We start from the raw sequence: 23,151 nt of genomic DNA, 5'->3' as shown, positions 1-23,151 counted from the left end.
CGTTCAGCCTCGTGCTTCCGCGTGGTCGATCGTGTTGAGGTAGGCGCGCGTGAGTTCCGGAGTGGCGCCGAAGCGGTCGTCGGCGGGGCTCGTCGGCTCCCCGCGCCAGGCGTGCACGCGCAGCGGCCCGACCAAGTAGTCGGTGCGGGGGTCCAGCGGGTGCGCGACGTTCGCGACCAGCACCAGCAGCGGCAGCTCGGTGACCAGGGTGACGTGGTGCCCCGGGCCGGCCGACCCGACGGGCTCGAGCGCGCCCTCGGGGTCGACCCGCACGCCCTGGAAGAACGACACGCTCGGCGGCAGGTCGCGCTTGGTCAGGCCGTGCTTCGCCGCCGCCTTCGCCAGCAGGGACCGCCCGCTCGGTGACGGCCCCTCGGGTGCGGCATCGCCGTACTTGGCGGTGTTCCAGGCGTCGGTCGATGTCCCGCAGAACGCGTCGTGGTGCCCGGAGGTGTCCTCGACGATGCTCGCGAGCACCCGGCCGTCGCCGCTCAGCAGGGGGGAGCCGGCCCCGAGGTACGCCTGCCACGGGATCTTCTGCGTGTCGGCGACGTTCAGGCGTTCCCACGGCTCGAGCGCGTTGTACACGACGACGCTCGCACAGGCGTCGCCCGTCGGGTCGTCGAACCGCAGCCGGGAACCCCGCGCCAGGACCTTGTGCGTGTACCCGCCCGGGGCGACGGTCTCGGCCCAGACGAGTTGCGCGGGGTCGACGCCCTCGGGAGCGAACGGGGACGTCGACGCCGGCAGGTACGGCATGTGCTCGGACCGCGCTCCGGCCTGGGCGCGGGCGTCGTCGCGCGAGGCGAGGACGCTGTCGGTCTGGTGCAGGTCGCGCATGCGTGGTTCCTCCGTGCTGGTGCTGGTGTTGGTGGTGTCAGCGGTTCAGGCGTCGGCGGGCACGGGCGTGGCGGCCGTGGTGGGCACGTCGGCCAGGGTGAGCGGTCCGTGTGCGCGGTGCCGCCAGCTCGACCACGCCCACCCGACCAGCAGCACGCCGCCGATGAACAGCAGCGCGCTGTACTGCAGCCACCACGAGTGGCCCGTCAGGTCGTAGATCTCGGGACGGGGCCAGATCAGGTTGACCGCCATGCCGATCTGGAACGCGACGGCCAGCGCGTTGAGCGGGATGCCCCACCGGCCGAGCGTGAAGAGCGGCTTGCCGTCCTCGTCCACCCCGGCAGGGAAGCCCTCGCGCCGCAGCCGGATGCGCTGCACCAGCAGGGGGCCGGTCACGCCGAGGTAGGCCAGGTAGAGCATCGCGATGCACAGGCTCGACAGCGCCGTGAAGATCGCCGACTGCCCGATGTTGACCGCCAGGGCGAGCCCGGCGCCGACCCCGACGACGATCGACGCCGCGATCGGGGTGCCGGTGCGCGGCGAGACCTTCGCCAGGGTGCGGTGGAACGGCAGGGCCTTCTCGCGGGCCATCGAGTAGACCATCCGCGCGCCGGCGGTCTGCACCGCCAGGGTGCACGCGAAGACCGCGACGGCGACGGTGCACAGCAGCAGGCGGCCGAACACGTCGCCGAGCGTCGAGGTGATGACCCACGCCAGGCCCTGGGTGGCGAGCTTGCCGTCGGTCAGGCTCGGGGCCGCGACGAGTGCCCCGATGATGAGCAGTCCGCCGCCGAGACCGGACACCGTCAGCGCGCGGACGATCGTCTTCGGGGTGGTGCGGCGGGGGTTGTGCGTCTCCTCGGCCAGCTCGCCGGCGGAGTCGAACCCGACCATCACGTACGCGGCCATCAGCGACGACGCCAGGAACGCCCACACGTACGGCTCGGTGCTCGTCGACCCGGCGGTCGTGAACACCACCGTCGGGCTGCGGTGCGGCAGCAGGAACAGCGCGGCGATGAGGACCACGACGCCGATGATCTCGATGAGCACGCCGAAGCTCGTCACCCGGGCCATGAGTCGCACGCTCGTGATGTTGACGACCGTCGTCACGACGAGCATCACCAGACCGAGGACGACCGCGTTGGCGGCACCCGTCGACGACGCCAACGAGGGGTCGGCGCCCGGACCACCGACGACCTGGAAGCCGCTCCAGATCGCCGGGAGCACCGCCTGCACGGCGATGGCGGCGACCGCGACGGTGAGGACCTGCCCGATGATCATCGTCCAGCCCGTGAACCAGCCGAAGCGTGCACCGGCGAGACGACTCGACCACTGGAAGATCGCGCCCGAGATCGGCCACCGGGCTGCGAGCTGGGCGAAGTTGAGCGCGACGAGCAGCTGGCCGGCGAAGACCAGCGGCCAGGCCCAGAAGAACGCGGCCCCGCCCAGGCCGAAGCCCAGGCCGAACAGCTGGAACACCGTAGTCAGGATCGACACGAACGAGAACCCGGCGGCGAAGGACGAGAACGATCCGACCCCGCGGTGCAGCTCCTGCTCGTAGCCGAGCTGTGCGAGGTCCTGCGTGGTGGGGGAGACGGTGGCGCGCGGTGCATGGAGCGGAGCTTCGGAGGAGCGCATGGCTGCAGACCTTTCGCGGAGTACCTGTCGTGTGACAGGTAGTGCGACCAGTGTGCTGCGGTGCTGTGTCGCCCCCGTTGCCCGTCTGTTTCGTGCTCGTGACAGAGCGCCGGATCGTGTGAACACTGTGCGTCGTCCGCGCGCTAGGTTCAGTGCCATGGACGCGGAGCAGCGCAGCATCACGGCCCGCGACGGCACCCCGATCGCCGTCACCCGACACCACGGCGGCGACCGCGCCGTGGTCTTCCTGCACGCGGGCGTCGCCGACCGGCGCGCCTGGGACACCGTCGCGACGGAGCTCTCCGACGACGGTTTCGACCTGGTCGCGTACGACCGGCGCGGCTACGGGGACACCCCGGCGGCCACCGACCCGTCGTCGTTCACCCACGTGGACGACCTGCTCGTGGTGCTCGACGACCTCGGGCTCGAGCGGGCGCTGCTGGTCGGCAACTCGATGGGCGGTGCGCTCGCCCTCGACGCGGCGCTGCTGCACCCCGAGCGGGTGTCCGGCGTCCTGCTCATCGGCGCAGGGGTGTCGGGCATGACCGACGAGGACACCCCCTTCGACTGGGAGCTCGACCCGGCCACCGAACCCCTGCTCGACCGCGCCGAGGACGCCGACAGCCCCGTGGACGACCGACTCGCCGCCCTCGCGCACCTGTGGCTCGACGGCCCCGTGGCTCCCGAGGGCAGGGTCGGCGGCGCGGCTCGGGACCTGTTCCTCGCGATGAACCGGCGCATCCTCGAGGTCGCCGCGCCGGACAGCGCCGGCGACGCCGGGGTGGGCGCGTGGACACGACTCGGCGACGTCGCCGTGCCGGTCCTGACCACCTGGGGCGACCTCGACATCCCGGCCGACCTGCCGTTCTACGAGGAGACCGCCCGGCGGCTCGGACAGGGACCCGTGCGCGTCCTGCCGGGTGTCGCGCACCTGCCCGGACTCGAGCAGCCGGCCGTCGTCGCTGACCTCGTCCGCGACGCGCTCCGAGCTCGGTGATCAGCACGCTGCTCGCCGAGCACCCGACCCTGGTCCGGGTGCTCTTCGCCGTGCTGGTGGTCCTCTGCGCGGCGCTCGGGTGGTGGCTGCACCGCCGTCAGGCCCGGGCGACGCTCACCGCGCTGACCGCGGTCGCTCTGCTCGGGGTCGCCGCGCTGACGTTCTCCCCGTCAGGAGATCCGGGCCCGGTGTCGTGCACCGTCCAGTTCTCGGTCCCCTTCGCAGGCCTCGACACCCTGGCGAACATCGCACTCCTGCTGCCGGCCGTGCTCTTCGCCGCGCTGTCGACCGGACGGCCGCTGCCGGTGTTCCTCGCCGGCACGGGCCTGTCCGCGCTCATCGAGACCGTGCAGATGCTGGTGCCGGACCTCGGTCGGGCCTGCGACACGAACGACTGGTGGATGAACACGATCGGTGCCGCGATCGGCGCACTGCTCTCTCTGGCCATCCTGGTGCTCGATCGCCGACGGCGTCGTATCCTGGACGAGGAAGCGACGACGGTTCCGGCAGAGTCCCGCGCACAGGCCGACCACCCGGCGTCGAGACGTGGCACACCATCGTGAACGCAGCATGCCCGAACACATCATCGAGTACGTGGCCCGAGACCGAACGGGCATCACCGCGGTCATCACCGAGACCGGCGTCATCGACGTCGACACCGTGATCCGCAACATCCACTCCGGCCACTCCGGCTACTTCGTGCGCGCCGGCGACTGGCGCCGTGCCCCCGTGCGCAGCCTGAGCGTGCTCGGCAGCGCCTACCTGTTCGCCAACTGGGACGGCTCGAAGCGGAACAACCTGCACGACGTCGCGTTCCCGGCACCCACCCGCACCGTGCGCACGGTCCGACCGCGCGGGCGCTTCGGCTTCCTCAGCGCGTTGTTCGGCATCACCGCGCGCTGAGGCCCCGACGGCCAGACGTCGTCAGCTCGCGGTGCCCTCGCCGTCCCGGTGCGTGACCCGGTCCTTCGCGGAACGCAGCGTGTCCTTCGGCACCGGCGGGATCCCACGACGGATGCCGCGGATTCCCACCGCCAGCAGGATCGCGGTGATGACCGCGAACCCGGCGAACGTGATGCCCGCCGCGGCCCACACCGGCAGCGCCAGCGCCAGCAGCGTGACGACGAAGCCCGCCAGCAGGACCAGCGTCGTGAGCGCGAACGCCACGGCGACCCCCGTGAGCACCAGGCCGTTCTTGGCCCCGCTGGCGCGCTCGCTGACCTCGCGGCGGGCGGACGCCACCTCGTCGCGAACGGCACGCAGCACCGGCTCGAGGGCCTTCTGCACGAGCCCGGCGGTGACGGTGTCGCGGAACGAGGACCTCCCGGTCGGCTGGTCGTCGTGGTCGGTGTTCGTCATGGTGTCTCCTGTCGGGGGCGCGGACGGTGCGCCCACCAACGGGACGCACCTCGATCGATGATCGTCACGCGGGAGCCCGCTGTGCCCGGGCTTCTCGCAGGTTGACGTCCCCTGGTGGAGACCCTCAGCCCTGCAGCGCGCGCAGCTCGATCGTCCGGTTGCAGGCCACCGAAGCCTCGGTCGCGACGGCCCGCGCAGTCTCGGCGTCCGGCAGGTCCAGCACCCAGAACCCCGCGATGTACTCGTCGCCGCCGAACAGCGACCCTTCGCTGACCGTGGGGGACTCGCCCCGCGCATCGACCACGACCGCGTCCTGTGGTGCGGTCAGGCCGCCGGCGAACAGGATGTGCCCGTCCGCCTGCAGGCGCTCGTTGAGCGCTCCGACCGCTTCGTACTCGGCCGCGGTCGCGGAGTCGGTCCGGCCCGCGGCCGCGGCCTGGCCGGTGTCGATGACGTTGACGAGGAACTGCACGGCGCACCATCTCCCTGGGTCTGGTGCGCATCATCCTGCGCGCGCAGGGCGCTGGTGTCCAGACCCACCGGACGGGAGGCGCGGTGCGGGCCCGCACCGCGCCTCCCGTCCCGACGTGCTCGCGTGCACCGCCCGCCCCCCAGAGCCGGTCGGGTCACGCGAGCGCGTCGCGGCGTCAGCCCCAGACCTGCTGCTCGATCGCCTTCAGCAGGCCGTCGGTCGGTGCGTTCGTCTGCGTGACCTGGATCCAGGTGGTGCCCCGGCCGAAGTACGTCACCGTGGTGTCGACGGGGTACGGGTCAGCAGGCCAGGTAGCCTGGCAGAACCGCCCGCCGTCCCGGTCGGAGCACACCTCAGGACCGTCCGCGAACGTGCTCTCGAGCTGAGCCTGTTGTTCCGGTGTGGCTGTACCGATGTCGACGCTGATGCCGCTCACATCGGCGCTCGGGTCCATCCAGACACAGCGGAGGGACGTGTCAGGGAACGGAGCCTGCGGCACCGGGATGCTGCTGGTCTCGTCGCGTACCGGCACCTGGCCGAACAGGCGCTCGTAGTCCGCCTCGGGGACCATCGATCGGCAATCGGTCGGCAGCACGGCTGCGCGACGTGTCGGACTCGGGGTCGAGGACGGCGTGCTGGTCGGTTCGCTGACCACAGGTGCCGACGAAGGCGTCGGGGTCTCCGAGGGCGCGACGGTCGTCGCGCTGGGGCTCGGCGCCGGGGCCGCCGCGAACGGCTGCGGGATCATGCCGAGGGCGACGCCGCCGCTGGTGGCGCCGATGCCCAGGACGGCGATCACGCCGATGACGATCCCGGCACGACGGCCGCGTCGCCTGGGCGCGGGGCGCTGCTGGTCGGCGCGCGTCAGGACTTCGCGCTTCATCGAGACGAGCATCTGCTGCAGGTCGTCTCCGGTGGGAGGTTCAGTGTTCATCGTGCGTCACCGCCTTCTTGAGTCGCGCGCGGGACCGTGAGACCCGCTGGGTGACCGCGCCGACGCTCAGCCCGAGCATCGTGGCGGCTTCGGAGTAGGAGTGCCCCTCGAGAAGGCAGAGTTCGCAGATCCGGCGGTCGACCGGCGGCAGCGCCGCGATCTCGTCCCGGACCCAGCGCAGGCGTTCTCGGGCGTCGTCGGCGTCGGTCGGCGCCGCGAGCTCGGCCGGGAGTTCGTCGCCGGCGTTCTTCTGGATGCGCCGTGCCTGGTTGCGGGCGTGGTTGCGGCACACCACCAGCAGCCACGGCAGCAGGGTGCCGGTGGGCAGGTCGATGTCCGCCGCCTTCTGCCAGAGCGTCAGGAAGGTGTCCTGCACCAGCTCCTCGACGTCCTGCCGGCTGCCGGCCAGTGCCCACGCGTACCGGGTCAGTGTCGGCGCGAACCGGTCGAACGCCTCGGCCAGCGCCCCGGTGTCGTGTCGTGCCATGCGCCGCGCGAGTGCGGCGTCGGCATCGTCGGTCTCGTTCACGGTGCCCCCTCTCACCCCAGAAGTGTCGAGGGATGCCCGGACCTGACACCTCGTGACCGATCCGTGACCAACGGGTGTCGTCGACCGGTCAGATCCGGCCCCGGTTGCGACGTCGGATCTCCTTCGGCGCGCGACCGGCCTGGAACGACCGGGCCGGGTCGACGACGAAGCCCTGGCGCAGGGCCTCGCGCCCGATGAGCATCCGGAAGCCCATCTGGTCGCGGTTGCTCAGCGTCACCTCGGCCTGCACCGTGCGACCCGCCAGCTCGATGGCCGTCAGCACGACGATGCGCTCCTGGGTGTGCCCGGACGAGCTCCTGACGACGCGGCGGTCGTGCACGGCGCACTCGACGGTCGTCGGGTCGGCGTCGGACTCCTGCCACGGGTGCACCGAGAAGCGCACGCGGTCGCCGGGCAGTTCTTCGAGGTCGAACGCATGCAGTGCTGAGGTGCGGGCGCCGGTGTCGAGCTTGACCTTGATCCACGGGATGTCGAGGTCCGGCAGCCCGGCCCACTCGCGCCACCCGGCGACGATCGGGGTGCGCGTGGGGCGCTTCGGACCGTCGGGCATGTGCCCATCCTGGCAGGACGGCGCGCACGGTGCGTCATCCTTCTGCCAGCATGGAGCGTCGCCGTCGCCAGCCCTCGATCAGCGGAGCCTCCCGATGAAACTCGCCATCCTGTCGCGTGCCCCGCAGGCGTACTCGACCGAGCGGCTCCGCACCGCCGCGCTCGACCGCGGGCACGAGGTCAAGGTCCTCAACACGCTGCGCTTCGCGATCGACCTGACGGGCGACGCCCCCGACCTGCAGTACCGCGGCAAGCTCATCTCCGACTACGACGCCGTCCTGCCCCGCATCGGGAACTCGATCACGTACTACGGCACCGCGGTCGTGCGGCAGTTCGAGCAGATGGACGTCTACACGCCGAACACCGCGAACGGGATCACGAACTCCCGCGACAAGCTCCGCGCGAACCAGATCCTGTCCCGCCACGACATCGGGATGCCCGCGACCACGTTCGTCGCCGGGCGCGGGGACGTCCGCGGGGCGATCGAGCGCGTCGGTGGGGCGCCCGTCGTGATCAAGCTGCTCGAGGGCACCCAGGGCATCGGCGTCATCCTGGCGCCGGAAGCCAAGGTGGCCGAGTCCATCGTCGAGACCCTGCACTCGACCAAGCAGAACGTGCTGATCCAGAGCTTCATCGCGGAGAGCCGCGGCAAGGACATCCGCGCGCTCGTCGTCGGCGACCGGGTGGTGGCCGCGATGCGCCGCAGTGCCTCGGGTGACGAGTTCCGGTCGAACGTGCACCGTGGCGGGACCGTCGAGGCGGTGACCCTGACCCCCGAGTACGAAGAGGCAGCGGTGCGGTCGGCGCAGATCATGGGGCTGCGCGTCGCCGGCGTCGACATGCTCGAGGGCAACGACGGGCCGCTCGTGATGGAGGTCAACTCGTCACCCGGGCTCGAGGGCATCGAGCGTGCCACCGGGCTCGACATCGCCGGGGCCGTCATCGACTTCATCGCCAACCAGGTCGCCTTCCCGGAGATCGACGTCCGGCAGCGCCTGTCGGTGTCGACGGGCTACGGGGTCGCCGAGCTCCTGGTGCACACGAACGCCGACCTGGTGGGCAAGACGATCAAGGAGTCCGGGCTCTGGGACCGGGACATCACCGTGCTCACCCTGCACCGCGGGTCGAGTGTCATCCCCAACCCCCGCAGCGGCGTCGCCCTCGAACCGGGCGACCGGCTGCTGTGCTTCGGCAAGCTCGAGGAGATGCGCTCGATGATCCCCGAGCGCCGCAAGCGCCGTGCCAAGCTCCGGAAGCTGCCGAAGGAGCACCTGCCGGAGGGCTGACGGCATCGTCGGTGCCCCGGGCGGTGCAGGATCGAGGGGTGAACCAACTCCCCGAGGTCCTCCGGTCACCGCTGCACGTCGCACCGATGGCGGGCGGGCCGTCGACGCCGGCGCTCGTCATCGCGGCAGCCCGGTCCGCCCAGTTCGCGTCCCTCGCCGCCGGGTACCGCACGACCGAGGAACTCGCGTCGGAGATCGCCGAGGTCCGCACCCGCACGGACCGCTTCGGCGTCAACCTCTTCGCACCGAACCCGGTCCCGATCAGCGACGTCGACTACGACCGCTACCGCGCTTCCCTCGGGGTCCCGGACCTGCCCGACAAGCGCGAGGACGACGACGGCTGGGCCGAGAAGCTCGCGTTGCTGCTCGACGACCCGGTGTCGGTCGTGTCCTTCACGTTCGGGCTGCCCTCGGCGCAGACCGTCGCGGACCTGCGCCGCCGCGGCACGGTGACGGTGCAGACCGTGACGAACCCGGTCGACGCCCTGGCCGCAGCCGAGCGGGGGATCGACGTCCTGGTCGTGCAGGGCGAGGCCGCCGGCGGTCACTCGGCGGTCCTCGACCCGGAGCAGTCGCCGGTCTGGGAGCCCCTGCCCGACCTGGTGCGCGCGGTCCTGGCCCAGGTCGACGTGCCCGTGGTCGCCGCGGGTGGCATCGGGAGCGCGGACGACGTCGAGGCCGTCCGGCTCGCGGGCGCCGCCGCTGCGATGGTCGGCACGCTCGTGCTGCGGACGGACGAAGCGGGCACCGGGACGACGCACCGCGAGGCCCTCGTCGACCCGGTCTTCGACCGCACCGCGCTCACGCGGGCCTTCACCGGACGACCGGCACGGGCGCTCGTGAACCGCTTCGTCCGCGAGCACGAGGACGCGCCGCTCGGCTACCCGGCTCTGCACCACCTGACCCGGCCGATCCGCCTTGCGGCCGCCGTCGACGGCGACCCGCACGCGCTGCACCTGTGGGCCGGCCGGTCCTGGCGGGCCGCGGCGGACGGCCCCCTGGCCGACACCCTGGAGGCCCTGCTCACCTGAGCGGCGCCGGTCACGGCAGCCGGGCCTCCAGACGGTTCTCCACAGGTCCCGTCGCACTGTGCGCGCGCTCCGTCCGCGCGCACTACGCTCGGATGCGGCCCGCGTCGCAGCGTTGCGGAGGTCTGCGGACCAGTCAGCCCCATGCGCTCAGGAGGAATCCGTGACCGAATCCGCACCCGTCGATCCCACGACGACCGCAGCCTGGAAGACGCTCGCCGGCATCGCCGACGGCTTCTCCCCGGACCTGCGGGGATGGTTCGACAGCGACCCCACCCGTGCCGAGCAGTACACCTTCCAGGCCGGTGACCTCACCGTGGACCTGTCGAAGGGCCTCGTCACGAAGGAGATCCTCGACGCGCTGCTGCAGCTCGCCCAGGACGCCGGCGTCGCCGAGCGCTACCAGGCGATGATCGCCGGCGAGCACATCAACGCCACCGAGGACCGCGCCGTCCTGCACACCGCGCTGCGTCGTCCGGCACAGGGCGAGCTCGTGCCGGCCAAGGGCTTCGTCGTCGACGGCCAGGACGTCGACGCCGACGTGCACGCCACGCTCGACAAGGTCTACGCCTTCGCGGACAAGGTCCGTTCCGGGGAGTGGAAGGGCGTCACCGGCAAGCGCATCGAGACCGTCGTCAACATCGGCATCGGTGGCTCCGACCTCGGTCCGGTCATGGTCTACGAAGCCCTGAAGCCCTACGTCCAGGCCGGCATCGAAGCCCGCTTCGTGTCGAACATCGACCCCTCGGACATCTACGAGAAGACAGCGGACCTCGACCCCGAGACCACGCTGTTCATCGTGGCGTCGAAGACATTCGGCACGCTCGAGACCCTGACGAACGCCCGCCTAGCGCGCCAGTGGCTCTGGGAGCGCCTGTCGCTCACCGACGCCGCCGACGACGCCAAGAACGACGCCGTCGCCAAGCACTTCGTCGCCGTCTCGACCGCCCTCGACAAGGTCGCCGCGTTCGGGATCGACCCCGAGAACGCCTTCGGGTTCTGGGACTGGGTGGGCGGTCGCTACTCGGTCGACTCGGCCATCGGCACCAGCGTCGTGATCGCGATCGGGCCGGACAACTGGAAGCAGTTCCTGGCCGGCTTCCACACCATCGACGAGCACATGAGCACCACCCCGCTCGAGCAGAACGTGCCCGTGCTGATGGGTCTGCTCAACGTCTGGTACTCGAACTTCCTCGGCGCGCAGAGCCACGCGGTCCTGCCGTACACGCAGTACCTGCACCGCTTTGCCGCGTACCTGCAGCAGCTCACGATGGAGTCGAACGGCAAGCGCGTCCGCTGGGACGGGTCACCCGTCACGACCGACACCGGCGAGGTCTTCTGGGGCGAGCCCGGCACGAACGGCCAGCACGCGTTCTACCAGCTCATCCACCAGGGCACGCGCCTGATCCCCGCCGACTTCATCACGGTCGCCAACCCGGCCCGTCCGCTCAAGGACGAGACCGGCGACGGCAAGGCGGTCGAGCCCGGGCAGGACGTCCACAACCTGTTCCTGGCGAACTTCTTCGCGCAGACCAAGGCGCTGGCGTTCGGCAAGACCGCCGACGAGGTCCGCGCCGAGGGCACCACGGACGAAGCGATCGTCGCGGCACGCACCTTCACGGGCAACAAGCCGTCGACGTCGATCCTGGCGCCGGAGCTCAGCCCGAGCGTCGTCGGACAGCTCATCGCGCTGTACGAGCACATCGTCTTCACCGAGGGCACGATCTGGGGCATCGACTCGTTCGACCAGTGGGGCGTGGAGCTCGGCAAGCAGCTCGCGCTGCAGATCGCTCCCGCGGTCGACGGTGACCAGTCCGTGCTCGAGTCGCAGGACTCGTCCACCAAGGCCCTCATCGCGAAGTACCTCGAGCTGCGGAAGTAGCGCTCCGGTACAGCACTGCAGAACGGACACGGCACCGCGGATCCCCGTGGTGCCGTGTCCGTTCCGTGGTTCCGAGCGGGCACATCCGTGGTTCCGCGCGGGCACATCCGCGCCCGACGACGCCGCGATCGCTCAGCGCCGGATCGGGTCCAGGTTGAGCGTCGTGCCCTCGTACAGGTACTGCTGCTGTCCGTACACGCGCAGGTCGTGGTTCAGCCAGATGACCGCCTCGACCGAGATCCCGAAGCGCGCGGCGACGTCGCCGATCAGGTCGTCCGGCGCGATCTCGTAGGACGTCGGTGCACCCGAGGACGACGTCGCGGTGACGGCGCCGCTCGCACCGGAGCGGGCGCCGCCGTCGACCGGGTGCACGTTCGTCGTGCGCGTCGGAACCGACCACCGCACGCTGTTGACGGCGAGCACCTTCCCCGGGCCGATCTCAACCGGGATCGACGGGTCGCTCGTGGCGTCCGAGTACGTCACGATCGAGCCGAGCCACGACGGGTCGTACGACGACCCCGTCAGCGGGGCCGAGGCGGCGGCTGCCGGGGCCGAGGTCGGTCCGCCCAGCAGGTGGTCGCCGACGCCGCGGTACGTGATGCCGTCACCGACCGCGGGTGCGGTGTCGACGAGCATCACGCCCACGGGGACCGGCAGCGTCGACGTGAAGCCCGAGTACTCGATCTCGTAGGACTCGCCTGCGGCCACGACGCGGTAGTGGAAGTGGACGCTGCCCTTCGGCGAGGTCACGTCGGCCTCGGCCAGCACGGTCCCGTCGGGGATCGTCGAGATGGTCGGTGCGGGCATCGACGCCTGGGTGGGCTCGGCCGTCGGTGGACGGGGCGAGGCGGACTCGCGCAGCCGTTCGGCCTCGCTGTCGGCGTCGCTCGTCGCGCTGGCGGACGGCGAGGGGGTCCCCGTCGCCGAGGACGACCGTGACGGCGCCGGCACCCCGCCGGAGTCACCACGGAGCAACGAACACCCCGACAGCCCCACTGCTGCCACGACGACCAGTCCGATCGCGATCCCTCTGTGCACGGTTCCCCCTCGGATCGGCAGCGTAACGGACAGATCCTCGCTCCTGGGACCACGAGACCGGACTGTGTCCGACGGCCCACGCGGTCCGCGTCACCGGGTCCGACGGGGTCGCGGAGCGTCGCACAGCGCATCCGGATCGCGCATCCAGGCCGGATGCGGAAGTATGTATCGGTGACGATCATGACGGAACGGCCGGTCGACCAGGCGACGAGCAGCGAAATCGAGCGCCCGGGCAACGCGACGGCCAAGCACGACAACGTCGCCCTGCTCTCGGTCGCGACCACCGTGGCCGAGCGTGTGACGACCTCTGCGGACATCGAGGAGAAGCTGCGTGGCGTCCTCCGCCGCCTGCGTCTGCCGATGGGTCTGCTCGAGCGCGTGGCCGGTGTCAAGGAGCGTCGCAACTGGGGCGAGGGGCAGTCCTTCCAGGACGCCGCGATCGACGCGGGACGCCGTGCGATGGCCGAAGCGGGCATCCGCCCCGAGGACGTCGGCCTGCTCATCAACACCTCGGTGACGCGCCCGCACCTCGAGCCCTCGGTGGCCGTCCGACTCCACCACGGGCTCGGCCTGCCGTCGTCAGCCATCAACTTCGACATCGCGAACGCGTGCCTGGGGTTCGTCAACGCGATGAGTGTCGCCGCCGGCATGATCGACTCTGGGCAGATCAAGTACGCGCTCGTGGTCGACGGCGAGGACGCCGACCAGGTGCAGCTCAACACGATCGAGCGGCTGAACCAGGGCGGCCGCAACCGCAAGGACTTCATGAGCGAGTTCGCGAGCCTGACGCTCGGTTCCGGTGCGGCCGCAGCCGTGCTCGGCCCGGCGGACATGCACCCGGGCGGGCACCGCATCGTCGGTGGCGTCACCCGCGCTGCGACCCAGTGGTACGACCTGTGCGTCGGCAGCGTGGACGGCATGTTCACCGACGCCAAGATGCTGCTCAAGGGCGGCATGGAGCTCGTCGTCGCCGCCTGGAACGAAGCGCGCTCGCACTTCGACTGGGCCGACATGGACCGTTACGTCCTGCACCAGGTCTCCGACGTCCACACGAACGCCTTCGTCGAGGCCATCGGTGTGCCCCGCGACAAGGTCCCCACGACCTACGAGCGCTTCGGCAACGTCGGCCCGGCGTCCATCCCGATCACCCTGGCCGACGAGGCCGCCGCCGGCCGCATCCGCCCGGGGGACCGCGTCTTCCTGGGCGGCGTGGGCTCCGGCATCAACACGGCGATGATGGAACTGCGCTGGTGACCTCCGGGCTGCCCCGCGTGGCCGCGAGCACCGCTCCGGCCACGCTGCCGCCCTCGCTGCCCGGCCTCGACCCCGCGTGGTCACGGCTGGTCACCGTCGCCGCCTGGTCGGCGGACCGGAATGGAGGCTCGGATCACGCCACGCGCACCTGGCACCTCCTCGACACGGCCGGATCCCTGGCCGACCTCGGCGTGGAACCGGTCGGCACGCTGCTGTGCGTGCACGGCAACCCGACGTGGTCGTACCTGTGGCGCTCGGTGCTCCGCACGTCGCTCGCCGTGGCTGCCGCCGGTGGACCCGCCTGGCGCGTGGTCGCCGTCGACCAGCTCGACATGGGCTTCTCGGAGCGCACCGGGGTCACGCGCGGGCTGCCGCAGCGGGTCGCCGACCTCGGCGCGCTGACCGACGAGCTCGGCCTGGCCGGACCCGTCGTCACCCTCGGCCACGACTGGGGCGGCGTGGTGTCGCTCGGCTGGGCCGTCGACCACCCCGAGCTGGTGGTGGGCGTCGCGACGTGCAACACCGCCGTGCACCAGCCCGTCGACGCCCCGATCCCGGCCCCGCTCCGGCTCGCGCTCCGTCCCCAGCTGCTCGGCCGTGCGACCGTCGTCACGCCGGCGTTCCTCGAGACGACCCTGGCGATCGCGCACCCGAAGCTCGACCGCCCCGTGGCCGACGCCTTCCGTGCGCCGTACCGCGGCGCTGCCCGTCGCGGTGGCATCGGCGGCTTCGTGGCGGACATCCCCGTCGACGCCCGGCACGACAGCGCCCCCGAACTCGCCCGGATCTCGTCGGGTGTCGCTGCGCTCGACGTCCCCGCCCTGTTGCTCTGGGGACCGCGCGACCCGGTGTTCCTCGAGCGGTACCTGGACGACCTGGCCGAGCGCCTGCCGCACGCGGACGTCCACCGCTTCGAGGGGGCCGGGCACCTGCTGCCCGAGGACGCCGACGTCGCCGGGACGGTCCTCGACTGGCTGGGCGACCGTCTGCCGGACGGCCACGCGCCTGCCGGAGCCGAGGGGGGCCTCCCGTCCAGCGGTGACACCGCACCGGACGCGAGCCGCCCGCTCTGGGCCGCCCTCGACGACCTGCGCGACTCCGACGAACCGGCCCTGGTCGAGATGGCCGCCCCCGGAGGCACCCGCACGATCACCTGGCGCCTGCTCGCCCGACGGATCGACCAGGTCGCCGCCGGGCTCGTCGACATCGGCGTCCGCCCCGGTGACCGGGTCTCGCTGCTCGTGACGCCCGGCGCCGACCTGACCGCGGCGCTGTACGCCAGCATCCGGATCGGCGCGACCGTCGTGGTGGCGGACGCCGGTCTCGGGCTGCGCGGACTCACGCGCGCCGTGAAGGGCGCCCGTCCGGACTGGGTGATCGGCGCACTGCCCGGGCTCGCCGCGGCCCGTGCCCTGGGGTGGCCCGGGCGACGCATCGCGACGCTCGCGCTGCCGGCTCCGGCCCGTGCGGCGCTCCGGGTCGAGCACACGCTCGCTTCGGTCGCGCGTCGTGGTGCCCGTCGTCTCGCGGCCGGTGCCACCTTGCCCGATGCACCGGCGCCGACGACCCCCGCTGCCGTGCTGTTCACCAGCGGGTCGACCGGTCCAGCCAAGGGCGTCGTGTACACGCACGGTCAGCTCGGCGCCGTCCGCGACGTGCTCGCGGGGCAGTACGGCATCGGTGTCGGCACCGGACTGGTCGCGGGGTTCGCACCGTTCGCGCTGCTCGGGCCCGCACTCGGCGCTCGGTCGGTGGCTCCGGACATGGACGTCACGGCACCGCGGACGCTGACGGCGCGTGCGGTCGCCGCGTCGGTGTCCGCCGCTGACGCCACGGTGGTGTTCCTGTCACCCGCGGCGCTCGCGAACGTCGTCGCGACCGCTCCGGCGCTGACCGACGCCGACCGCTCGGCGCTGGCGCGGGTGCGGCTGTTCCTCTCCGCGGGCGCCCCGGTGTCCGCGAGGCTGCTGGCCGCGGCGACCGAGCTGATGCCGAACGCGTCCGCGCACACGCCCTACGGCATGACCGAGGGGCTGCTCATGACCGACGTCGACCTCGATGCCGTGCGCGCGGCAGCCTCGACGGTCTCCGCCGTCGGCGGGGTCTGCGTCGGCCGACCCGCACGCGGAGTCGACGTCCGCATCGCGCCGCTCTCCGCTTCGGGAGTGCCGGCCGACACCCTGACCACGGATCCCGACGTCACGGGCGAGATCGTCGTCGCCGCGCCGCACGTGCGCGACGGCTACGACCGGCTCTGGCGGACGAACCGGGCGTCCCGCCGGGGACTCACCGACCCGCGGGGGCACCGCACCGGTGACGTCGGGCACCTGGACAGAGACGGGCAGCTCTGGGTCGAGGGACGGTTGCAGCACGTCGTCACCACACCCGCGGGTGTCGTCACCCCGGTCGGCCCGGAGCAGCGCGTCGAGCAGGTCACCGGCGTCGGCCGGGTCGGGGTCGCCGGGATCGGTCCCGTCGGCACGCAGCAGGTCGTCGCGGTCGTCGAGACCGTGCCGCCGGTTCGTCGTCCGGCGCTCGCGCCCGCCGCCCTCGCCGCGGCCGTCCGTGCTGCCGCCGGGGTCCCCGTCGCGGCGGTGCTCGTCGTCCCGGTGCTGCCGACCGACATCCGCCACAACTCGAAGGTCGACCGGGCACGGCTGTCCCGGTGGGCGGCGACCGTGCTCGGCGGCGGACGGATGACCCGCCCGTGAGCGGACTGCGGGTGCTCGTCACGGGTGCCAGCGGGTTCCTGGGCCAGGCCGTCGCCGCCGCCGTGCGGGACGCCGGGCACGAGGTCCGGACCTTCCAGCGACGGCCCTCCGGCGTCCCCGGGGTGACCGACGTGCCCGGGACCATGACCGACGACGGCGCGGTGACCCGCGCGGTCGACGGGGTCGACGCCGTCGTGCACCTGGCCGCGAAGGTCTCGCTCGCGGGGGACCCGGCGGACTTCCGGCGTGTGAACGTCGACGGCACACGGACACTGCTCGCCGCGGCGCGGTCGGCGGGTGTGTCGCGGTTCGTGTTCGTCTCGTCGCCGTCGGTCGCCCACACCGGGTCCTCGATCGCGGGAGCAGCGGCCACGCCTGCCGACCCGGCACACGCCCGCGGGGACTACGCCCGCACCAAGGCCGAGGCCGAGGTGCTGGCGCTGGCTGCCGATGCCCCGGGGTTCGCGGTCGTCGCGGTCCGGCCGCACCTGGTCTGGGGCCCTGGCGACACGCAGCTGATCGGGCGGATCGTCGACCGGGCCCGTCGCGGTCGGCTGCCCCTGCTCGACTCCGGCGCCGCCCTGATCGACTCCTGCTACGTCGACAACGCCGCCTCGGCCATGGTCGCCGCGCTCGACCGGGCCGCTGACGACCGGGTGCACGGGCACGCGTACGTCGTCACCAACGGTGAACCGCGTCCGGTCGGCGACCTGCTCGACGGCATCTGTCGGGCGTCCGGCGTCCCGTCGCCACGGTGGCACGTCCCGGCTGCGGTCGCCCGCACCGCGGGTTCGCTCGTCGAGGCCGTGTGGCGCGTCCGTCCGGGCGTCGACGAGCCCCCGATGACACGGTTCCTCGCCGAGCAGCTGTCGACGTCGCACTGGTTCGACCAGCGGCGGACACGTGCCGACCTCGGGTGGCAGCCGTCCGTGTCGATCGACGAGGGCCTGCGCCGCCTGGCCGCGGCGCGCTGACACCCGTCGGCCCCGTCGTCCGTACTGTCGAGGACATGACCACCACCGTCCTCGTCGCCGGCGCCACCGGTGACCTCGGGAGCCGCATCGTCCACGCCTTGCTCGACCACGACGACGTGCACGTCCGCGCGCTCAGCCGGGGGAGCGGCACCGCCGTCGACGGCGTCGAGACCGTCACCGCCGCCTACGACGACCCCGCAGCCCTCGGCCGGGCGATGCAGGGCGTCGACGTCGTCGTCTCGGCGATCAGCGGCACGCGTTCGGTGATCGTCGACGCGCAGCGGGCCCTGCTCGCGGCCGCGGTCGTTGCGGGGGTCCCGCGGTTCATCCCGTCTGACTACGCGGCCGACTACCGGTCGGTCACTCCGGGGACGAACCGCAACTTCGAGCTGCGGCGGGAGTTCGCGGCGGACCTCGACGCGGCACCGGTGCGTGCGACGTCGGTGCTGAACGGGGCGTTCGCGGACATGCTGACCGGACAGGCACCGCTGGTCCTGTTCGACCGCCGTCGCGTGCTGTTCTGGTCGTCGGCGGACCAGGTGCTCGACTTCACGACGAAGGACGACGTGGCGTGGGTGACGGCGCAGGTCGCCCTCGATGCAGATGCCCCCAGGGTCGTCGAGGTCGCGGGGGACCGGGTCACCTCGCGCAGCCTCGCGGACCTGATGTCCCGGCTGACGGGGACGCCCTTCCGGCTACAGTGGGCGGGGACCGCTGGGACGCTCTCCGCGATGGCCCGGGTCGGCCGGCGCCTGTCGAAGCCGACGGACGAGCCCTTCCCCGCGTGGCAGGGGATGCAGTACTTCGTGAGCATGTTCAGCGGCGAGGCCGAGCTGCACCACGTCGACGACGACCGGTACGGGCCGCACGCGTGGACGAGCGTCGAGGACGTGCTCGCCGCCCACCTCGGGGTGGAGCCGGCCGCCGCACGCTGACACGGCGAGCAGCAGCGGGCGCGACCCCGTCCGCCCACGTCGGCCGTCGGCGGTACCGTCGGTGCATGGACAGGTCCGAGATCCTCGCTGCCGCCGCGGCCGCCCACGCCGCCCGCATCGCCGCTGCCGGCGGTGACGACACCGCTGCCCGCGACCGCGCCGACGCTGCCGCGTCCGCTCCGCAGGACCACAGCCGCGTCGACGAAGCAGCACGCGCCGCCGACCGCACCGAGGGCGCGATGGCGTCCGACTGGCACCGGATGGGCACCAAGCGGGGGGTCACCCCGGACGAGCAGGTCCGGGCCGCGTGGTCCGTGGCGGGCGTCCCCGACCCCGGCGCCGGTCGCGCCCTGGCGAACGTCGTGCTGTCGACCGCCAGCCACGCGGGCCGGGTCGCCGACGCGGCACGGCGCAACCGGAACCTCAGCGGCGCCGCCAGCACGGCCGCACGCCGGACGGTCCGTCGGTACACCGACCACGGTGCCGACATGACGCGCCTCGGTGACGTATTCGGTGACCAGCCCGGACAGCCGGAGTAGACCGGCCACTGCCCGAGCCCCCGAACGCTGGGCCCCCGAGCCCCCGAGCCCCCGAGCCCCCGAGCCCCCGTGCCCCCGTGCCGCCGAACCCCCGAGCTCGGCACGATGGAGCGCTCCCGTGCTGATCTGGGCTTTCTTGGACCGGTCCATCGCACCTGACGTGAGAATGACCGGTTGACAGGACAAAGTTCCGGACTACGATCGGCAGCACGCACCGACGCGAGAACGACGACGAAGGAGTCACCGCATGGTCGACATCAAGCCGGCATCGCCGAGCACGACGCTCCCCCCGGTCGGGACCGGACCCCACCGCCGCCGTCTCGGCGTGCTCGCCCTCGTCGCCACGTTCGGCGGGCTGCTGTTCGGCTACGACACGGGCGTGATCAACGGCGCTCTCCTGCCGATGAAGCAGGAACTCGGGCTGACGAACCTGACCGAGGGCATCGTCACGAGCTCGCTGCTCTTCGGTGCGGCGATCGGAGCCATGCTCGGTGGCCGCATCGCCGACGGGTGGGGTCGCCGCAAGACGATCATCGCGCTCGCCGTGACCTTCTTCCTCGGCACGCTCATCTGCGTCTTCTCGCCGACGTTCGGCGTGATCGTCGTCGGTCGCGTGCTGCTCGGGCTCGCGGTGGGCGGTGCCTCGACGGTGGTCCCCGTCTTCCTGGCCGAACTCGCGCCGTACGAGATCCGCGGGTCGCTGTCCGGTCGCAACGAGCTGATGATCGTCATCGGTCAGCTCGCCGCCTTCCTCGTCAACGCGGTCATCGGCAACCTGTGGGGCGAGGGCAACGGCGTCTGGCGGATCATGCTCGCCGTGTGTGCGCTCCCCGCCATCGCCCTGTTCGTCGGCATGCTCCGGGTGCCGGAGTCGCCGCGCTGGCTGGCGTCGAAGGGCCGCAACGACGAGGCACTCGAGGTCCTGAGGCAGATCCGGACGGACGAGCGTGCGGTCGCCGAGCTCGAGGACATCAAGCGCACCAACGCCTTCGAGGCGAACGTCCAGCGCGAGAGCGGCTGGCGCGTCCTGCTCGGCAACAAGTGGCTCATCCGGATCGTGCTCATCGGTGCGGGCCTGGGCGTGGCGCAGCAGCTCACGGGCATCAACTCGATCATGTACTACGGCCAGACCGTGCTCATCGAGTCCGGCTTCCAGGCGTCGGCGGCACTCATCGCCAACATCGCGCCCGGCGTGATCGCGGTCGTCGGTGGCGTCATCGCCCTCGCCAACATGGAGCGGATCAACCGCCGGACGACGCTCATCATCGGGTTCACACTCACGACGATCTGCCACTTCCTGATCGGCATCGCGTCGGTCGCGCTGCCCGACGGCAACCCGGCCCGTCCGTGGGTGATCCTGTTCCTGGTCGTCGCGTTCGTCGGGTCGATGCAGACCTTCCTCAACATCGCCGTCTGGGTGGTGCTCTCCGAGATCTTCCCGACGCAGATCCGTGCGCTCGGCATGGGCATCGCCGTGTTCTGCCTGTGGATCGCGAACGCCTTCCTGGGGCTGTACTTCCCGACGATCGTCGCTGCGACCGGCATCACCGGGACGTTCTTCGGCTTCGGCATCGTCGGGCTGCTGGCCCTGTTCTTCATCTGGAAGTTCGTCCCGGAGAGCCGTGGCCGCACGCTGGAGCAGGTGGAAGAGGGCGTCACCACCGGCAACATCTTCACGGTCGACAAGCACGGTCGTCGCGCCTGACGGCGGTGAGCGTCGGTCGCGTCGCGACCTGGTGACGATCGGGAGGCCCGGTGCCAGCTGGCACCGGGCCTCGCAGGCTCGGTCGGCGCGCCCGGACGACGCTCCGCGTCGCCGCTGAGCGGGCGCGCCCGTCCGTCCGACAGGATGGACGCATGTCTGACTCCGCACCCGAGGGGACCGACGAGCTGCTCGCCGCATCGCGGGGCCTGCTCGGTGTCGTCGCCCGGTCGCTCGCCCCCGCGCTCGAGGACGTCACGGTCCCGCAGTTCCGTCTCATCGTCCTGGTCGTGACCCTGGGCCCGACGCGGTCGGGCGTCCTGGCCGAGCGCCTGGCCGTCGGGCCCTCGACGCTCACCCGCAACGTCGACCGGCTCGTGTCGGGCGGCTGGGTCGAGCGCCGGCCGAGCGAGGAGAGCCGTCGCGAGGTCCTCATCGCGGCCACCGACCGCGGACGGGTCCTGGTCGACGAGGTCACCGCCCGGCGACGGCAGGAGCTCGCGGCCGTGCTCGGACGCGTGCCCGCCGACGAGCGTCCGGCGGCCGTCGCGGGGATGGCGGCGCTGCGGCGTGCGATGAACGAGCCCCTGCCCGAGGAGATCTCGGCGTTCGGCGGCTGACCACCCCGGTCGCGTCAGTTGCATGATTACAATCATTGTGTTCATGCAACTGACTCTGGAGGACCGTGTCCGCGCGCACCGCACCACATCGGCACCTGCACATCGCGAGCACCCGGTTCGGCAGTGCCGCCGTGCGGCTCGCCCTGCCAGCCCTGGTCATCGGCGCCGGAGCGGGGCTCGCCGCCGTCGCGTTCCGCTGGCTGATCGAGCACGCGACCTGGCTGTTCAGCGGGCACGCCGACTACTCCGCGGTGACCGGACACCCGGCGAACCCCTGGGTCCCGTGGCTCGGAGCCGGGTTCGTCGTGCTCGCACCCGCGGTCGGCGGACTGCTGTACGGGCCGCTCATCCAGCGCTTCGCCCGGGAGGCACGGGGCCACGGGGTCCCCGAGGTGATGTTCGCGATCGCGCAGAACGGCGGGCGCATCCGGGGGAGCGTCGCCGTGGTGAAGGCCCTGGCGAGCGCGATCTGCATCGGGGCCGGGGGGTCGGTCGGGCGTGAGGGGCCCATCATCCAGATCGGCTCCGCGCTCGGCTCGACGATCGGCCGCTGGCTGCGCATGCCCGAGGTCCGGCTGCGCACCCTGGTGGCGTGCGGCGCGGCGGGCGGCATCTCCGCGACGTTCAACGCGCCGGTCGCGGGGGTGTTCTTCGCGCTCGAGCTCCTGCTCCGCGACTTCACGCCCACGTCGTTCGGCGCCGTGGCGATCGCGAGCGTGACCGCGGCGCTGATCGGTCGTGCGGTGTTCGGCGACACGGCGTTCCTGCACCTGCCCTCGATCGGTGGTGTCACGCCGCCCGAGTACCTGCTGTTCGCGCTGCTCGGGTTGGTCGCCGGGATGATCGGGATCGGCTTCACCCGCGTGCTGTACCTGGTCGAGGACGCGTGCGACCTGCTCTGGACGGCGACGCGCGGCCCCGAGTGGTTGCGCCCGGTCGTCGGTGGCGTGGTGCTCGGCGCCCTGCTGCTCGCGCTCCCGCAGCTGTACGGCGTGGGCTACCCCGTGCTCGAACGGGGCGTCGCGGGGCAGTACGCGATCGGGTTCCTGGCGGTGCTGGTCGTGGGGAAGGTGCTCGCGACGTCGTTGACGCTCGGCATCGGTGGTTCGGGCGGGGTGTTCGCGCCGTCGCTGTTCGTCGGTGCCATGGCGGGGGCGGGCTTCGGCGAGGTCGTCGCGATGGTCGACCCGGGGATGCGCGGCCAGGTCGGGGCCTTCGCCGTCGTCGGCATGGCCGCGGTCTTCGCCGGGTCGACCCGAGCGCCGATCACCGCGGGGATCATGCTGTTCGAGCTGACCGGGGACACCGCGCTGCTGCTGCCGATCGTCGTCGCGGTCGTCATCGCCACCGCCGTGTCGAAGGTGCTGTCGCGGGACACGATCTACACGCTGAAGCTCAGCCGGCGCGGGGTCGACCTGACGGACTCGGCTGCGCGTGCGCCGGCCGGAGCCACGGTGGGTGCATCGGCGCGGCCGCTCGGCCCGGTGCTGCCGTCGACGGCGACGGCGGCGCAGGTGCTCGAGGTGCTCGAGGACCACGAGGGCGACCCGGTGGTGCTGGTCGATGCCGACGGAGAGTTCGCGGGGGTCGTGTCGGCACGGTCGGTCGGCGACGCGGTGCTCGGCGACCGGGACTTCGCTGCACGGCCGGCCACCGAGGTGGTGGCCGAGGTCCGCGTGGTCCGGTCGAGTGCGTTGTTGGAGGACGTCGTCCCCGACGTGGTGGGTGCCACCGAGACCGGCGGTCTGCCCGTCGTGGACGGCTCCGGTCGGCCGGTCGGGTGGCTCGGACCGGCCGACGCGCTGCGCGCCCTGGTGCCGGTCACGACGTAGACGGGAGGCCC

Annotated in this window: 22 protein-coding genes; 14 read left to right on the top strand and 8 right to left on the bottom strand. The window is 72.2% G+C overall.

Going from position 1 to position 23,151, the window contains the following annotated elements; all coding sequences use genetic code 11:
- Positions 1-3 precede the first annotated feature (3 nt).
- Positions 4-840, bottom strand: a complete 837-nt coding sequence (locus DEJ13_RS14380) for an urea amidolyase associated protein UAAP1 (protein WP_111107498.1) — start codon at positions 838-840, stop codon at positions 4-6.
- Positions 841-885: 45 nt separating this feature from the next.
- On the bottom strand, positions 886-2,478 hold the full coding sequence (locus DEJ13_RS14375) for an APC family permease (protein ID WP_111107497.1): 1,593 nt from the start codon (positions 2,476-2,478) through the stop codon (positions 886-888).
- Between the two features lie 157 nt (positions 2,479-2,635).
- Here DEJ13_RS14375 and DEJ13_RS14370 point away from each other — a divergent pair, with 157 nt between their 5' ends.
- From DEJ13_RS14370 to DEJ13_RS14360, 3 genes are read left to right on the top strand one after another with little or no spacing between them, the layout of a single operon-like run.
- Positions 2,636-3,475 carry an alpha/beta fold hydrolase gene (locus DEJ13_RS14370; protein ID WP_181437088.1) on the top strand — a complete coding sequence of 280 codons (840 nt, stop codon included), beginning with the start codon at positions 2,636-2,638 and terminating at the stop codon, positions 3,473-3,475.
- Positions 3,472-4,038: a VanZ family protein gene (locus DEJ13_RS14365; RefSeq protein WP_111107495.1), complete on the top strand. Its 567-nt coding sequence runs from the start codon at positions 3,472-3,474 to the stop codon at positions 4,036-4,038. Before DEJ13_RS14370 ends, DEJ13_RS14365 begins: the two co-directional genes overlap by 4 nt.
- A gap of 7 nt (positions 4,039-4,045) precedes the next feature.
- The gene (locus DEJ13_RS14360; RefSeq protein WP_111107494.1) at positions 4,046-4,378 is read left to right on the top strand and encodes a hypothetical protein; all 333 of its coding nucleotides are present in this window, start codon (positions 4,046-4,048) and stop codon (positions 4,376-4,378) included.
- 21 nt (positions 4,379-4,399) lie between these two features.
- Here the strand turns inward: DEJ13_RS14360 and DEJ13_RS14355 are convergent, their stop codons facing one another.
- The 5 genes from DEJ13_RS14355 to DEJ13_RS14335 form a co-directional block, all read right to left on the bottom strand.
- The gene (locus DEJ13_RS14355) at positions 4,400-4,834 is read right to left on the bottom strand and encodes a phage holin family protein (protein WP_111107493.1); all 435 of its coding nucleotides are present in this window, start codon (positions 4,832-4,834) and stop codon (positions 4,400-4,402) included.
- 124 nt (positions 4,835-4,958) lie between these two features.
- The gene (locus tag DEJ13_RS14350) at positions 4,959-5,306 is read right to left on the bottom strand and encodes a YciI family protein (protein ID WP_111107492.1); all 348 of its coding nucleotides are present in this window, start codon (positions 5,304-5,306) and stop codon (positions 4,959-4,961) included.
- Between the two features lie 175 nt (positions 5,307-5,481).
- Positions 5,482-6,240, bottom strand: a complete 759-nt coding sequence (locus DEJ13_RS14345; RefSeq protein ID WP_146245274.1) for a hypothetical protein — start codon at positions 6,238-6,240, stop codon at positions 5,482-5,484.
- A complete protein-coding gene (locus tag DEJ13_RS14340; RefSeq protein WP_056119852.1) occupies positions 6,230-6,769 on the bottom strand; it encodes an RNA polymerase sigma factor in 540 nt (179 codons plus the stop codon). Before DEJ13_RS14340 ends, DEJ13_RS14345 begins: the two co-directional genes overlap by 11 nt.
- An 88-nt stretch (positions 6,770-6,857) precedes the next feature.
- Positions 6,858-7,340, bottom strand: a complete 483-nt coding sequence (locus tag DEJ13_RS14335; protein ID WP_111107490.1) for an ATP-dependent zinc protease family protein — start codon at positions 7,338-7,340, stop codon at positions 6,858-6,860.
- Positions 7,341-7,434: 94 nt separating this feature from the next.
- On the opposite strand from DEJ13_RS14335, the gene rimK reads away from it, so the two are divergent.
- The 3 genes from rimK (at position 7,435) to pgi (ending at position 11,535) form a co-directional block, all read left to right on the top strand.
- On the top strand, positions 7,435-8,625 hold the full coding sequence (gene rimK / locus DEJ13_RS14330; RefSeq protein ID WP_111107489.1) for a 30S ribosomal protein S6--L-glutamate ligase: 1,191 nt from the start codon (positions 7,435-7,437) through the stop codon (positions 8,623-8,625).
- Positions 8,626-8,663: 38 nt separating this feature from the next.
- A complete protein-coding gene (locus DEJ13_RS14325; protein ID WP_258374145.1) occupies positions 8,664-9,656 on the top strand; it encodes a nitronate monooxygenase in 993 nt (330 codons plus the stop codon).
- A 160-nt stretch (positions 9,657-9,816) separates the two neighbouring features.
- Positions 9,817-11,535, top strand: a complete 1,719-nt coding sequence (gene pgi / locus DEJ13_RS14320; RefSeq protein WP_111107488.1) for a glucose-6-phosphate isomerase — start codon at positions 9,817-9,819, stop codon at positions 11,533-11,535.
- 132 nt (positions 11,536-11,667) lie between these two features.
- On the opposite strand, the gene DEJ13_RS14315 is transcribed toward pgi, so the two are convergent.
- Entirely contained in the window at positions 11,668-12,573 is a 906-nt protein-coding gene (locus tag DEJ13_RS14315) for a LysM domain-containing protein (protein ID WP_181437087.1), read from the bottom strand.
- A 180-nt stretch (positions 12,574-12,753) separates the two neighbouring features.
- Here DEJ13_RS14315 and DEJ13_RS14310 point away from each other — a divergent pair, with 180 nt between their 5' ends.
- The 8 genes from DEJ13_RS14310 (at position 12,754) to DEJ13_RS14275 (ending at position 23,140) form a co-directional block, all read left to right on the top strand.
- Positions 12,754-13,827: a 3-oxoacyl-ACP synthase III gene (locus DEJ13_RS14310; protein ID WP_056120283.1), complete on the top strand. Its 1,074-nt coding sequence runs from the start codon at positions 12,754-12,756 to the stop codon at positions 13,825-13,827.
- Complete coding sequence (locus DEJ13_RS14305; protein WP_258374144.1) at positions 13,824-16,538, top strand: alpha/beta fold hydrolase; 2,715 nt, start codon at positions 13,824-13,826, stop codon at positions 16,536-16,538. The genes DEJ13_RS14310 and DEJ13_RS14305 overlap by 4 nt, the downstream gene beginning before the upstream one ends.
- Before the next feature lie 5 nt (positions 16,539-16,543).
- On the top strand, positions 16,544-17,512 hold the full coding sequence (locus tag DEJ13_RS14300; RefSeq protein ID WP_111107563.1) for an NAD-dependent epimerase/dehydratase family protein: 969 nt from the start codon (positions 16,544-16,546) through the stop codon (positions 17,510-17,512).
- A 35-nt stretch (positions 17,513-17,547) separates the two neighbouring features.
- Entirely contained in the window at positions 17,548-18,447 is a 900-nt protein-coding gene (locus tag DEJ13_RS14295; RefSeq protein ID WP_111107486.1) for an NmrA family NAD(P)-binding protein, read from the top strand.
- A gap of 65 nt (positions 18,448-18,512) precedes the next feature.
- Entirely contained in the window at positions 18,513-18,986 is a 474-nt protein-coding gene (locus tag DEJ13_RS14290; RefSeq protein WP_111107485.1) for a hypothetical protein, read from the top strand.
- A 247-nt stretch (positions 18,987-19,233) separates the two neighbouring features.
- Positions 19,234-20,691: a sugar porter family MFS transporter gene (locus tag DEJ13_RS14285; RefSeq protein ID WP_111105849.1), complete on the top strand. Its 1,458-nt coding sequence runs from the start codon at positions 19,234-19,236 to the stop codon at positions 20,689-20,691.
- Positions 20,692-20,843: 152 nt separating this feature from the next.
- Positions 20,844-21,308, top strand: a complete 465-nt coding sequence (locus DEJ13_RS14280; RefSeq protein ID WP_111105848.1) for a MarR family winged helix-turn-helix transcriptional regulator — start codon at positions 20,844-20,846, stop codon at positions 21,306-21,308.
- A gap of 65 nt (positions 21,309-21,373) precedes the next feature.
- Positions 21,374-23,140 carry a chloride channel protein gene (locus tag DEJ13_RS14275; protein ID WP_220037541.1) on the top strand — a complete coding sequence of 589 codons (1,767 nt, stop codon included), beginning with the start codon at positions 21,374-21,376 and terminating at the stop codon, positions 23,138-23,140.
- The last annotated feature ends 11 nt before the right edge of the window (positions 23,141-23,151 follow it).

The sequence above is a fragment of the Curtobacterium sp. MCLR17_007 genome (assembly GCF_003234655.2).
GTDB lineage: Bacteria > Actinomycetota > Actinomycetes > Actinomycetales > Microbacteriaceae > Curtobacterium.
Note: the sequence above shows the minus strand (reverse complement) of the source record. Positions and strands in the feature narration are given on the sequence as shown.

Excerpts from the sequence above, each read along its gene's own strand:
- DEJ13_RS14310 (WP_056120283.1), top strand. The coding sequence starts at position 12,754 with ATGACGGAACGGCCGGTCGACCAGGCGACGAGCAGCGAAATCGAGCGC.
- DEJ13_RS14285 (WP_111105849.1), top strand. The coding sequence starts at position 19,234 with ATGGTCGACATCAAGCCGGCATCGCCGAGCACGACGCTCCCCCCGGTC.
- DEJ13_RS14375 (WP_111107497.1), bottom strand. The coding sequence starts at position 2,478 with ATGCGCTCCTCCGAAGCTCCGCTCCATGCACCGCGCGCCACCGTCTCC.
- DEJ13_RS14380 (WP_111107498.1), bottom strand. The coding sequence starts at position 840 with ATGCGCGACCTGCACCAGACCGACAGCGTCCTCGCCTCGCGCGACGAC.
- DEJ13_RS14360 (WP_111107494.1), top strand. The coding sequence starts at position 4,046 with ATGCCCGAACACATCATCGAGTACGTGGCCCGAGACCGAACGGGCATC.
- DEJ13_RS14370 (WP_181437088.1), top strand. The coding sequence starts at position 2,636 with ATGGACGCGGAGCAGCGCAGCATCACGGCCCGCGACGGCACCCCGATC.
- DEJ13_RS14335 (WP_111107490.1), bottom strand. The coding sequence starts at position 7,340 with ATGCCCGACGGTCCGAAGCGCCCCACGCGCACCCCGATCGTCGCCGGG.
- DEJ13_RS14290 (WP_111107485.1), top strand. The coding sequence starts at position 18,513 with ATGGACAGGTCCGAGATCCTCGCTGCCGCCGCGGCCGCCCACGCCGCC.
- DEJ13_RS14345 (WP_146245274.1), bottom strand. The coding sequence starts at position 6,240 with ATGAACACTGAACCTCCCACCGGAGACGACCTGCAGCAGATGCTCGTC.
- DEJ13_RS14280 (WP_111105848.1), top strand. The coding sequence starts at position 20,844 with ATGTCTGACTCCGCACCCGAGGGGACCGACGAGCTGCTCGCCGCATCG.
- rimK (WP_111107489.1), top strand. The coding sequence starts at position 7,435 with ATGAAACTCGCCATCCTGTCGCGTGCCCCGCAGGCGTACTCGACCGAG.
- DEJ13_RS14355 (WP_111107493.1), bottom strand. The coding sequence starts at position 4,834 with ATGACGAACACCGACCACGACGACCAGCCGACCGGGAGGTCCTCGTTC.
- DEJ13_RS14295 (WP_111107486.1), top strand. The coding sequence starts at position 17,548 with ATGACCACCACCGTCCTCGTCGCCGGCGCCACCGGTGACCTCGGGAGC.